This window comes from Asaia krungthepensis NRIC 0535 (assembly GCF_025995175.1).
GTDB lineage: Bacteria > Pseudomonadota > Alphaproteobacteria > Acetobacterales > Acetobacteraceae > Asaia > Asaia krungthepensis.
This window is the reverse complement of record NZ_BAPV01000043.1, coordinates 132,840-144,902: the sequence shown is the minus strand read 5'-3', so window position 1 is coordinate 144,902 and position 12,063 is coordinate 132,840. Positions and strand designations below refer to the sequence as shown.

Genomic DNA, 12,063 nt, shown 5'->3' with positions numbered 1-12,063 from the left:
CGCCGCTGGGCTGAACAGGGCGTATGGGACGCGATGCTGCAGACGCTGGTCGATCTGGGCCTTACCGATGACTGTCAGCACATGACCGATAGCACCAGCGTTCGCAGCCATGTCTCGACTGCGGGCGGAAAAGGGGGGCTCGTATGAACGCTCCTGGTCGATCACGCGGCGGTTTTACAAGCAAGTTCCACGCCCGGGCAGACAATCAGGGACGCCCTCTTGGTTTCATCCTGACCGGTGGTGAGGCATCGGACTATACTAGCGCCGAGCCGCTCATCGCGATCCCGGCCGCTACGCCGAGGGCATTGCTGGCAGACAAAGGATACGATGGTGACGGTTTCCGCCAATGCCTGCTGATGCGGGGCATCCTACCGATCATCCCGCCACGCTCAAACCGTAAAGCGCCAGAGCATCCCGGCTATCGCCGCTATCAGGACCGAAACCGCATCGAACGTATGTTTGGCAAGTTCAAGCAGCAACGCCGGATCGCCACCCGCTACGACAAGAGCATTCTGTCTTTCGAGAGCTTCCTCAATCTCGCCACCGCCAGGCTACGGCCCCGGTCTTTTGTCAACGCAGCCTAGTTTGACAACCAGTCTGACCTAGATCTGGCCCGGCTGGTCTTCATCGACGAAACGTCCGTCTCAACGAAGATGGCCCGCCTGCGCGGACGCTCACGCCGTGGCACGCACTGTCGGATGTCTGTGCCCCATGGGCATTGGAAAATCACGACCTTCATCGGAGGCTTGCGCCTGTCCGGCATGACCGCACCGATGATGCTGGATGGCCCGATGACCTGCGAATAGGTCTCCGCCTACGCCCGCAAGGAGTTTGCTCCCACGCTGTCGCCAGGAGACGCCGTCACTCAGGATAATCTGCCGACACACGACCGCCGAAGCGCGTGAGGCTGTAGAGGCAGTCGGTGCCCGCCTGCTGTTCCTGCCGCCCTACAGTCCCGACTTCAACCCTATCGAGACCATCTTCGCCAAGATGAAGGCATGGATCAGGCGAGGGGCACCTCGACCCACCGATGCACTCCAGGATGCGGCGTGCAGTGCGATCGACGATGTCTGTCACAGACTGACCGTCGCCTGCTTCGCCGCCGCAGGCTATGAACCAGATCGATCAGATTATGCTATGGACCTGCATGATACGGCAATTTGTCTACGGGGCTTTCTGGCTCGACGTCATTTCGAGGCACGCCGAGAGGTGTGTTCGACTTGGCAGCGTTTGGCGTAAGCGAAAAGAGAGCAACAACCGCTTCAAGCAAATTCGAACACGGTGGGTTTATCGGAATGCTGCTGGACGGCGTGGATGACGCGGCTCCTGAGCCGCTCACGATGAGCCTAACCTGCAGGTTCGGGAAATGTCAAGTTGTGGGTATCAATCCGAAAAGGTCAAAAATATGCGATATAATATTGGAATATCTAGCTCATACAAACATTCAAAACGATGATCAGAGCGTGATATTTATAGTATGCGCAAGATGTCTCGCTAATGGTCTGATTTGATGTGTGAATCGTTTTCCCGTGTTGTCATCTGCGAAAGTCTCCATTCTTCTTGCACAGACGAATGGAGACTAACCAACAGTGCAAAACCTGTTGTCAGAAGTCGCTGGACAATGTTGCCAGTGCGGCGAAAGGCGATGCGATCTTGTATGTGGGAACCGAGCCGCTGATCGTTTTGCCGAACACCCCTGTCGTGGGATTCGCATTGGCCTGCGGTGACTGAATCCAGTTGAGATAACGGTTATCACTGATATTCTGGAGGTTGAGGCGCAGGATCGGGCTTTTGAAGATGCTGACCTTCGGGAAGCGATATCCCAACCCGATATTCATGCGCACATAGCCCGGAATGCTCTGATCGTTCATGAACGTCGCATATTGCCGAGCAACATATTTAAGGTTGAAGTTGGCGAAGCGTGTTCCGTCGTCATAATCCAGACCGAACCCTACCTGCCAATCAGGTGCCTGCGGCGCCTTTTTACCGGCACTGCGAACATAATCTGCGCCGCTTCCTGACCCGGCCGGGATATTGCTGTCAGTCACAGCATGCAGGTACTCCACTGAGACGTAGGGCCGCATATTATAGATCGGTCGGGTGCCAAATTCGGCATCGAACCCGTCAGAATGCATCCCTCCTGCATTGATATTTGTCGTATAGAACGAGCCCGAGACACCATCCTGTACCGACTGCGTGTAAAGACGATTCGTGAAATTGTAGTGGAAATAGGTGATCGACGACGAAATCAGATCGTCTTGATAGCGCCAGCCGGCCTCCTCCGAGATCGATATCTCTGCTTTCTGATCCGGGTTTGCGAGGGTGGAATAAAGTCCGGTACGCTGGTTGAAACTGCCTGCATCGTAGAGCGCGTAATTCTGAGGCATGCGAAAATTGGTCGCCACGGAAACGAAAACCTGATTATGGCGGTCAATCTTGTAGCGAATGGCGGCTGTTGGCAGAGCCTGATTATAGTCGGTCGAAACGTACCGGTTGCGGACGTCGGGCAGGTAGTTTGTCCCTGAACGCTTCACGATGGAGTATTTCAGTCCGGCATCGATCGTGAGCTTGTCATGAAGCAGCGACAGGCTGTCGCCGATGAACGGTGTATGGACCTGTGTCTGGGTCAGGGTATTGCGGTACTGCGCTTTTACACCGTTGCTCAGAACCACGTTGTTTTCGTCCCCCCACTGGCTCAACGGCGTCCCGTCCGCACCCACAAAGCTGAAAGGCGCGGTCTGGCGCTGCTTGGCGTACTCAAACCAGTAGCCGATCATCAAGCGATTGATGCCGGTTGTCAGCGTGAGTTTTGTTGTTGCACCAGGGCGATAGGTCTCGGTGAGGGATGGGTTATACAGAACCTGCATGCCTTTGCCGGCGCCATTGACCGTACCGGCCAGTGTCTGCTTGCCGTAGACAAATTTGGACATGTCGGTGTATTGCGCGCCGCCGCCATTGCCGTAACCGTACCAGAAATAAGGCGTTTCGGTAAGGATCAGCTTGTCTGACAAACGTAAGGTCGATGGCATTGATGCATAGATATTGGTGAATGGATTGGGTCGCGTCTTGTAGTAATTGACCGATCCCGCCCGTGAAGGCACGTAGTAATTGGCATCATAGACCGTGTTGGCGGGGTCGGAGGCAGTGAGACCGCTGCTTCCCACGGGATTTGTAAAGCCTGTGCCCCATTTGTCCCAGCTTGCTTTCGAGACATTGGGATAGGCGTTGTTCTGGATGTTGTTGCCTACAACCGCCAGCGAGATCCGGTTGCCTTCGCCCCAGTCATTCACGATCTTCATTTCACCGTGCTTCTTGTTGTCCCAGCCTGGCCCGCGCCAGTGATCCTGACGGCTCTGCGAATAGGAAAAATAGGAGCGCAGATTTGTCGCGCCGATCCTGCCGGTGTCGAACCGCAGAAAGCCGCGCGTGGCGTTGAAAGATCCATAGGTCGCATCGATCATCCCCCCCGTCTTCATCTTGGGGTCGATCATGTACATATCGACCACACCGCCGGAGGAGCTGATATGTGGGCTATCGAGATCGGCAGAGCCCTGGGCCAGACGAACCGTCTTCAGGTTTTCCGCGTCAACGATCTCCTGAGGATACACGGCGAAATTGCCGATATCGTTGATCGGGAATCCTTCGAGAGTGAAGCCCATCTGTGACTCGGTCAGCCCACGCACCGAGAGGTTCCCGCCGGTCATGCCCAGTGGGTCGGTGTCCGACACGTTGGCCCCAGGCAGCAGCGCGATAAGCTGCATCGGATTCAGCGCAGGGTTCTGTTTGGCGATGAAATCACGCGTCACGGCAGAGACGGATTTCGGACTGTCAGAGGGGGTCATCAACCCTCCGCCGAAAGCGCGCCGGGTTACGCCGTCACCGTAATTATGGCCCGTCACTTCGATGCGCTCATCTGTCGGGGCGGTCGCTCCAAGCATGGAAGGTGCCGCCAGATCCTCATACGTCGGGCGCCTGGCGATGCTGGTGGCTGGAGCCTGTTTGCGCGATGTGCCGTGCTGCGGAGCACCTGTCTGGGCAATACCATGTTGGGACGTTTCGCGAGCATCCTGCGCATGGGCAGCCGGGGTGAGTAGGGTGACGAGCGCAGTGGTGCAGAACAGACGCGCCGAGCGTGAGAACATCGCTTTGATCCTCATGAGGATGAACCAAATGTGTATCTTTTTGTTACACATGCGAGACTGGATTTCCCTCCAACCACCCCCAGAAGGCGCCATCTGGATGTGTCGGTAAGGTTGTCCGACCCCGCGGCAAAGCCATTTATAGCGTTATTTGTGACAGCGCTGTGAAATGGACCGTCCCCGTATCGGAAACCTGACCGCTATGACGGGAAAGCCACAAATGATACGTTTCGACACATACCGTAGCGATAGAGGGCTATGTGGGGCCGCATGACGCGACGGCGTCGCAGCAGACCCAGCGAGCGCCGCTCAACCCTCATTCCAGTTCAGTATCCGGGCAGCAGGATGAAGACCTGTCAGGCAGGGAGCGGGTCCAGACCCGTCTCGATCGTGGGATCGCTCATAGGCGGCCGCCCATCGAAAGGAAGGTCATCGACTGCCGTTGCCAGCATTGCCATCGCCATTTCTCGCTCGCCCATGATGACATGGTCAGCGCCAAGTTCCTTGAGATGAGCGACCGCGCTATCGAAATGAGCGCGCGCGACTATCATCAGGTTGGGATTGATTGCCTTGGCCTGCGCAATGATCTGTCCGGCCTCGAAGGGTTCGGGAATGGCCACCATGAGCAGCCGCGCCTTCTCCAGGTTCATTGCCTTGATCGTGCGGGCTTCTGCAGCATTGCCGAACATGAGTTCAATGCTGTTGTCGGCCGGAAACGGGTCGGCCATTTTACCCGTCTCGACCACCAGGGCTCGCCAGCCATCACGCACCAGCCCCTCAACGACAAGGCGTCCAACACGCCCGCAGCCCACAATCACGGCGTGACCTTCCAGCTGTGTCGGCGTGGGGGGAGGGAGCAGAATGCCGGTTTCATCCTTGACCGGCACGGCTGGTGCTGGGCTGTGCCGCGTGATCCAGGCCTCGATACGCTGTGTCGCCATCAGGATGAACGGGTTGATCAGGATGGACAGGATCGATGCCCCCAGAATCAGATCCTGAGCGCGTCCGTCCAGAACCTTCATCTTCATGCCGAGCGCCGCAAGGATGAACGAGAACTCGCCAATCTGGGCGAGCCCGCTCGCAATGAAGAGCGTCGTGTTCCAAGGCTGGCGCAAGAGACGCAGTATGGCAATGACGGCGAGGGGCGTACCGACCAGTATCACCAGGAATGTGAGAATGAGCGGCAGGGGCTGCCTGATCAGCACAAGCGGATTGAACAACATCCCGACCGAGATGAAAAACAACACGGCAAAGGCGTCACGCAGGGGAAGGGTCTCTGCTGCAGCGCGGTGACTCAGCTCTGACTCGCTGAGCACCATGCCGGCTACGAAGGCGCCCAGGGCAAAGGAAACGTCGAACCACTCCGTGGCGATAAACGCGACCCCGAGCGCAAGTGCCAGAAGCGCTAGACGAAACAGTTCACGTGAGCCTGTATGTGCCACGTAGTGCAGGATGGCCGGTATCACCCGCCGCCCGATGACAAGCATGAGCGCCATGAATGCGGCCACCTTGCCGAGCGTCAGGGCGATGGCGAGCCCCAGCCCCGTCAGGCTGATAGATTCATGGCTGCCGCTGCGCATGATGGGCGCGAAGAGCGGCAATATGACGAGCGCCAGGACCGTCACGAGATCCTGAATGATCAACCAACCGACAGAGAGCCTGCCACGCTCGGTTTCAATCAGGCGTTGCTCCTGCAGGGTGCGCAGCAGCACGACTGTGCTCGCGACACTGAGCGCAATGCCAAAAATGATGCAGGCCCCGATCGGCATATCCAGCATCCAGGCGACACCCGCACCTATGGCGATGGAGGAGGCCACTTGGAGCAATGCCCCTGGCACGGCGATCGCCCTGACCGAGATCAGGTCCTTGAGCGAGAAATGAAGCCCCACACCGAACATCAACAGGATGATGCCGATTTCCGAGAGTTCAGCCGCGAGGGGCTGGTCCGCTACGAAACCCGGTGTGAAGGGTCCGACAGCGATACCGGCGAGCAGATACCCAACGAGAGGGGAGATCCTGATGCGCTGCGCGATTGTGCCGAGGATGAAGGCGAGTCCGAGCCCGACCACAAGGATTCCAATCAGGGGCGTATCATGACTCATGGAAGACTGGAATCCTGAATTCTGGGATAGGGACACAAATGATTAAGGGAGCATCGGGGATGGTGGCCAGTTTCGCAATGTGTCTCAGACCGGAAACATCCTGTTTTCGAATGCGCGCCAGACGAATTGACCTCCGCCATGGCCAAGCGGTCATTGCAGTCACCGGTTACACCAGCCCAAGGCGATAAAATGCTAATGAATACTGGAACTGGTCTTGCGATCTGGCCTGCTCAGCCAACGGTGTGGGGCTAGGCAGGTTGCCACGCCCCATATCACCTCACGCAAGGTTCAACGTTCTTTCTGGCATCCCTCATGCCCGATCATGAGTCGAATGGGGTGACGCAACGGCTGCGGGATCAGCCGTGATCGAGCTTCTGCATGCGCCGCGCTGCACGCTCATGCTCACTGAGAATGCGCTCCAGTCCGGACTGGCAAGGCTGTCCTTCAGAGACAAGAACCCTGCCGTTGACGATGGTGGTCCAGGCCGTCGCGGGCGCGCATCGCAGCAGGGCCTCAATCGGGTCACTGAGGGCGCCGGCCCGGGAAAACGGGGGAAGCCCCCAGATGACCAGATCGGCGCAGGCTCCCAGTCTCAAATGCCCGATCTCGTCCTCACGCCCCAGACATGCCGCACCACCACGGGTGGCCATGTCCAGCGCATCACGGGCGGTCATGCTGTGGGGGCCATTGCGGAAACGTCCCAGAAGCAGCGCCATGCGCGCCTCCAGCCAGAGCGAGGCGTGATCGGTCGACGCGGAACCGTCACAGCCGAGCCCGACACGCATGCCACGTCGTCGCAAATCCATGGCATCGGCGGCACCCCCACCGATCATCATGTTCGAGCAGGGGCATTGCGCGGCGCAGACTCCTTTTTGGGCCAGGCGGTCCACCTCGTCGGTAGATGGATAGATATAATGGGCAACCCATGATCTCTCGCTCGCCCAGCCGGAACGCTCGAAATACTCGGTGGGCGTGCAGCCATAGACTTCCTGACAATAACGGTCCTCATCGTGATCCTCGGCTAAATGCGTATGAAGCCGCACATCCAGACGTTCTGCCATTGCGGCGCTCTCCTTCATGATCGTCTCCGACACGCTGAAGAGGGAACAGGGAGCAAGCGCGACACGGATCATCGCACCTGGTTCTGGGTCGTGATACAGCCCGATCAGCCTCTCACAGTCCTCAAGGATATGGTCCTCGCTCTGCACCACGCTGTCGGGCGGCAGCCCGCCATCCTTGACCGAACGAGTCATCGAGCCGCGTGTGGCGTGGAAGCGGAAACCGATATCCCTTGCGGCTCTGACCTGCGCATCGATGAGTCTCGGCCTCGGATGCACATAGTGATGATCCATGGAGGTGGTACACCCGCCGAGCAGCAGTTCGATCATGGCAACATAGGATGAGAGATAGACACTCTCCTCATCCAGTGTCGCCCAAAGCGGATAAAGCCCCTGGAGCCATTCGAACAATGTCCCATTGACCACGGGTGCGTAGGACCGCGTCAGATTCTGGTACATATGGTGATGGGCATTGACCAGACCGGGCGTGACGATCCGCCCTCCGGCGGAAAGCCGTTTCGCGGTTTGAGGGGGCGCCATGGTCATCGGACCGAAACCGGCGACCCGCCCTTTGTCGAGATGGATCCAGCCATCGGCAATTTCGAGGCCGCGATCAAGATAGAGATAAGCGTGGGTGATGAGAAGCGAAGGGGCGTAAGTCATGTCAGGGTCCTGAACGCAAATGGATGGATGATCCGCGTTGGCCCTGTCCCGGATAAGCGGCAATCCGGATCGTCATCTCGCAAGTGAGAACGGGCGGTGTTTCAGTCCGTCAGCGTTTTGCCTCCCAAAAGCTGCGCTGCAATTCGGCGGCCTCCTCCTCGAGCAGGGGACCGATCACCGCGGTTGGCGTCTGCCCGGCTGCGAAGACCTGACGGCAGGGCAGGTCAAGCGTGGGGTTTTCGGGATGATCGCCCGTCATCCCTTTCAGATGAGCCTCGGACTGGCCATAGACGACGCGTCCGATCCCGGCCCAGTATATCGCGCCGGCGCACATCGCGCAGGGTTCGGCAGAACTGTAGAGAGTGAAACCGCGCAGGCGCGTTGCGCCGAAGGCCTTGCTTGCCCGGCTGGCGAGCAGCCGCTCCGCATGAGCGGTCATGTCATGCCCCTCGCTGCTGAACCCGTTGCCCTGGCGCATCACGACAACGCCCTGATCGTCGACAAGCACGGCGCCGAACGGATGGTCACCCTCGAGCCGGGAGCCTTCAGCGACGCTGAAAGCCTCCCGGAGGAAGGTGAGGTCGGCCTCGGTCGCATCTTGTGCGATCGTCATCATCATGCGGGCTCCGTTGAAAGAATTGTCATGGGGCTCATTGAGGCGCCATAGGTGACGCCGCGGGACTTGAGCCAGCGGCGATAAGCGACAGAGGACCGATCCGCCAAAGTGGGAATTTCGCTGCCAGCATCGAGAGGCATGGCGACAGGGCGCTGACTTTCGAGGATGCTGCGGTCCTGAAGAAAGATGGTCTGCTGGAACTCGACAAGCGCATCGAGATCCGATTCATCGTCCAGCAGGAACATGACCGGATGGGCACGGCAACTGCCCGGCGTCATGGGCTGGACGAAAAGGGCGATGACGTCCTTGCGGTCTGTGTCGATCGGGTTCGTTTTGTAAAGCAGTGTCGAGAAGGGGGAGGCGATGCGGTACACATAGTCGGTCATCAGGCCCCCTTCAGCCGATAAAGCTGCCTGAGGCTGGAAGAACCTGCATTCGGTAGCCCAGATTTCGTTGCCGTCCTCGCGTGTCTCCACGCGATAGCGTTCCACCTCCGTGTGCGGCTCCGCACCCAGAATACCCGTATGAACAAACGGAAAATGGGCCATATCGAGAAAATTCTCGACCACACGCAGTCCTGAAGCATTGACCGTTATCGAGCCACAGCAAACCAGCCGGCGGTCCGGCTCATCCGCCTCGTCGATGCGGGGTATCAGCGACGGGTCCGGTGCCTCGGTGTTGAGCGTGGTCCAGAGGTACCCGAATCTTTCGCAGGCGGGCAGGGCGATCTCCCCTTGCCGGACCTCAGGATCTCCGGAGGCTGCCCGTCGAAAGCGTATTGGCAGATCCAGAAGGAGGGTTTCGGCGTAATACGCAGTAAGGCTCTCGCTCATGCCAAGCGGATACCATTGCTGCTGCGAGACCGGATCGGCCGTACCCGATGACTTCATTTCTGGCGCCTCACCGATCATTGCGTGTCCGGTAACATTAATAGTGCCCATCCACTTGTCAAAAAAATTATTACTGGCAGGATCGCAACATCGACCTTTGTCTGAATGGAAGGAAAACGACGATCGCGACAGCCCTGCGCCTCCAAGGTCGTTTCGATACGCACGTATTCCGGGCATTCGCCGAAGCACGCGCCTCGCTTCTGTCGCTCGATCTCGCAACGGAACATCTGACTTCGAACGAGATCGTTCTCGTTCTCCGTGGGGCCGATGCCCTTGTCGGGATGTTTGTCATGGCGTGTCTGACCGGGCCGGAACGGTGTTTCGTTCAGGACTGGTCTGAAAGAACCCTTTCGTGATCCCGGTCGCACTCTCGCGGGATATCGCCGAGGGCGAGGTTGTGCCGGTGCGCCATGACGGTCAGGAAATGGTGCTTTGGCGCGATGCAGTGGGAAAGCTGCAGGCATGGGAGGATCGCTGCCCCCATCGCGGCGTGCAGCTGAGCCTTGGTTTTATCAGGGAGAACCGGCTCGCCTGCCTCTATCATGGCTGGCAATACGACCACGAGGGTCGCTGCCGCGTCATTCCGGCTCATCCGGCGCTCAATCCTCCCTCAACAATTAAAACCCATGCCTACACCGTGGTGGAGACGGCGGGGATGATATGGGTGACGATGGCCGCCAGCGATGAAAGGGTACCCCGTGCCCCGGCAGAGGGCGCATGGCATGGGGTTCGCAGCCTGGCCATCAGGGCCAGTGAGGACGAAACACGCCGTGCTCTCGTGCTCGATCAGCATTACTGGCGTATCTCTGCAGACCGGCTCATCGCATTTCATATGCCCGAGCCGAACGTGGCGATGGTCCATCTTGCCGTGCGGGACGAGACCTCGCTGCGGCGTGAGGCCGATTGGCTTTTACGGATGCGGGACACGCTGGAGGAGATTGCATGCTGACCCTCCATGGCTGGATGCCCGATGAACGCAGCTACGCTGTACGTCTTGCGGCCTCGTTTCTGGCTGTACCTCTGGCCGAGGTCACGGACAGGCGCGCTGAAATCTACGGTCCGGTGTTGAGTGACGGGGATGACGTGTATTGCGTCGGTTTGGTCGATATCTTCGAGTATTTCTCTCGCCTGCCGAATGTGGAGTGGTCCTTCCCCGACGGCGAGGAAAGAACCATCCTGAAATGGGCACTCGAGGGGCTGGGTCAGTTTTCGACGGCGCGTCGTCATGCCCTCTCAGCGCCGGTACCGGTGAGGGGCGAGACAGAGGCAGTCCGAGACTTCTTTCGCGCTCTTGAGGACCGTCTCGCGGCCTGTCATCTCTCCGGCCAGCCATGGCTTTCGGGACAGATGCCCGGTTTCATCGAGATCGTGGTGTTCCCCGTCGCCGGGCTGGCGCGCGATCTCGGTATCTCCATGGATCTTTACCCAGCCACACGCCGCTTCGTGCACCAGCTACGCCAGAGGCCCGGTTTCATCGTCATGCCCGGAATTCCCTCATGTCACTGAGCTTTTCCAAAGGTCTCACTCGCCGGCGTCTTCTTGCCGCCGCGGGCTGCGCTGGCCTTCCGTTGCGCGCGGGCGCGGCCACACGTTTCGCTCCGATTGCCGAAGAGGATCTGCTCGTAGGGTTTGGCCATACCAGCCCGGTCAATGACGGTGGCTGGACGCAGATGCACGACAAGGCCATCCGGGCCCTGAAGGATCATTTCCCGCGCATGCGCTCGCTCTATGTCGAGAGCATTCCCTATTCAGCCGATGCCACGAGGATATTTCGCCAGTTCGTCGCTGAGGGCGCGCAGATGGTGATCTCGACATCGGATTATGGCGATTTCATCAAGGATGTCGCGAATCAAGCGCCGGATGTGGGCTTTCTGGAATGCGATGGAAACAACGTCACAGGCAATCTGGGCTGGTACTATATCACGCACTGGTACGCGAGCTATGTGATCGGTATCGCGGCTGCCCGTCTGAGTCGCAACGGTCGGCTGGGCTATATCGCGTCTTTTCCGACCACCTCGGTCATTGCGAGCGCTAATGCCACGTTGCTCGGTGCGCGATCGGTCAATCCGGAAGCGACAATGCGTGTCATCTCCATCAATTCATGGTTCGATCCTCAGGCCGCAGCCTCGGCAGGGGCCGCGCTGATCGATAGTGGCTGCGATTTCCTCTGCGGAATCATGGATGACCCCGGCTATCTGCGTGTCGCACAGGAACGCGGTGTCTGGGCCGCCATGTGGAACACGGATATGCGTCAGTTCGGACCCGATGCCTATGTCAGCTCGGTCATGCTCGATTTCGTCGCCTATTATCGGCAGACTATCGAGGCGCGTATCGCAGGGCGCTGGCGCCCTGCCGGGACATTCCTGACCCTTGGCCATGGTGTGGACCGCGATGCATGGGGAGCGCGCGTGCCACTGGCGATCCAGAGAGAAGCCGATGCCGCGCGTGATCGTATGCTGGCTGGGTGGTCCCCCTTCACAGGACCGATCAAGGACTCAAAGGGACAGGTTCGGGTTCCCGCAGGTCAGACCATGACCGATATGGAAATCTTCCACTGGAACTGGCAGGTCGAGGGAGTGTCAGGGCTTGTCTGAG

The 12,063-nt window shown here is 58.8% G+C and carries 9 protein-coding genes and 1 pseudogene; 5 read left to right on the top strand and 5 right to left on the bottom strand.

Going from position 1 to position 12,063, the window contains the following annotated elements:
• Nucleotides 1-137: 137 nt before the first annotated feature.
• A pseudogene (locus AA0535_RS12245) lies at nucleotides 138-584 on the top strand (IS5 family transposase); the annotation flags it as partial.
• A gap of 247 nt (nucleotides 585-831) precedes the next feature.
• The gene (locus AA0535_RS15820) at nucleotides 832-1,239 is read left to right on the top strand and encodes a transposase (RefSeq protein ID WP_373319331.1); all 408 of its coding nucleotides are present in this window, start codon (nucleotides 832-834) and stop codon (nucleotides 1,237-1,239) included.
• 365 nt (nucleotides 1,240-1,604) lie between these two features.
• Here the strand turns inward: AA0535_RS15820 and AA0535_RS12235 are convergent, their stop codons facing one another.
• The 5 genes from AA0535_RS12235 to AA0535_RS12215 all read right to left on the bottom strand — a co-directional run bounded on the left by AA0535_RS12235 (nucleotide 1,605) and on the right by AA0535_RS12215 (nucleotide 9,468).
• Complete coding sequence (locus AA0535_RS12235; protein WP_264816671.1) at nucleotides 1,605-4,142, bottom strand: TonB-dependent receptor; 2,538 nt, start codon at nucleotides 4,140-4,142, stop codon at nucleotides 1,605-1,607.
• A 353-nt stretch (nucleotides 4,143-4,495) separates the two neighbouring features.
• The gene (gene ybaL / locus AA0535_RS12230; protein ID WP_264816669.1) at nucleotides 4,496-6,241 is read right to left on the bottom strand and encodes a YbaL family putative K(+) efflux transporter; all 1,746 of its coding nucleotides are present in this window, start codon (nucleotides 6,239-6,241) and stop codon (nucleotides 4,496-4,498) included.
• Between the two features lie 356 nt (nucleotides 6,242-6,597).
• A complete protein-coding gene (locus tag AA0535_RS12225; RefSeq protein WP_264816667.1) occupies nucleotides 6,598-7,962 on the bottom strand; it encodes an 8-oxoguanine deaminase in 1,365 nt (454 codons plus the stop codon).
• Nucleotides 7,963-8,071: 109 nt separating this feature from the next.
• On the bottom strand, nucleotides 8,072-8,578 hold the full coding sequence (locus AA0535_RS12220) for a nucleoside deaminase (protein ID WP_264816684.1): 507 nt from the start codon (nucleotides 8,576-8,578) through the stop codon (nucleotides 8,072-8,074).
• On the bottom strand, nucleotides 8,578-9,468 hold the full coding sequence (locus tag AA0535_RS12215; protein ID WP_264816664.1) for an aromatic ring-hydroxylating oxygenase subunit alpha: 891 nt from the start codon (nucleotides 9,466-9,468) through the stop codon (nucleotides 8,578-8,580). Before AA0535_RS12215 ends, AA0535_RS12220 begins: the two co-directional genes overlap by 1 nt.
• 352 nt (nucleotides 9,469-9,820) lie before the next feature.
• Here AA0535_RS12215 and AA0535_RS12210 point away from each other — a divergent pair, with 352 nt between their 5' ends.
• From AA0535_RS12210 to AA0535_RS12200, 3 genes are read left to right on the top strand one after another with little or no spacing between them, the layout of a single operon-like run.
• A complete protein-coding gene (locus AA0535_RS12210; RefSeq protein WP_264816662.1) occupies nucleotides 9,821-10,417 on the top strand; it encodes a Rieske (2Fe-2S) protein in 597 nt (198 codons plus the stop codon).
• Entirely contained in the window at nucleotides 10,411-10,974 is a 564-nt protein-coding gene (locus AA0535_RS12205) for a glutathione S-transferase family protein (protein ID WP_264816660.1), read from the top strand. The genes AA0535_RS12210 and AA0535_RS12205 overlap by 7 nt, the downstream gene beginning before the upstream one ends.
• Nucleotides 10,965-12,062: a BMP family ABC transporter substrate-binding protein gene (locus AA0535_RS12200; RefSeq protein ID WP_264816658.1), complete on the top strand. Its 1,098-nt coding sequence runs from the start codon at nucleotides 10,965-10,967 to the stop codon at nucleotides 12,060-12,062. Before AA0535_RS12205 ends, AA0535_RS12200 begins: the two co-directional genes overlap by 10 nt.
• Nucleotide 12,063 lies beyond the last annotated feature (1 nt).

What these genes read in the sequence shown, in the direction of transcription:
- AA0535_RS12235 (WP_264816671.1), bottom strand. Translation starts at nt 4,142, where the DNA reads ATGTTCTCACGCTCGGCGCGTCTGTTCTGCACCACTGCGCTCGTCACC.
- ybaL (WP_264816669.1), bottom strand. Translation starts at nt 6,241, where the DNA reads ATGAGTCATGATACGCCCCTGATTGGAATCCTTGTGGTCGGGCTCGGA.
- AA0535_RS12225 (WP_264816667.1), bottom strand. Translation starts at nt 7,962, where the DNA reads ATGACTTACGCCCCTTCGCTTCTCATCACCCACGCTTATCTCTATCTT.
- AA0535_RS12220 (WP_264816684.1), bottom strand. Translation starts at nt 8,578, where the DNA reads ATGATGACGATCGCACAAGATGCGACCGAGGCCGACCTCACCTTCCTC.
- AA0535_RS12215 (WP_264816664.1), bottom strand. Translation starts at nt 9,468, where the DNA reads ATGAAGTCATCGGGTACGGCCGATCCGGTCTCGCAGCAGCAATGGTAT.
- AA0535_RS12205 (WP_264816660.1), top strand. Translation starts at nt 10,411, where the DNA reads ATGCTGACCCTCCATGGCTGGATGCCCGATGAACGCAGCTACGCTGTA.
- AA0535_RS12200 (WP_264816658.1), top strand. Translation starts at nt 10,965, where the DNA reads ATGTCACTGAGCTTTTCCAAAGGTCTCACTCGCCGGCGTCTTCTTGCC.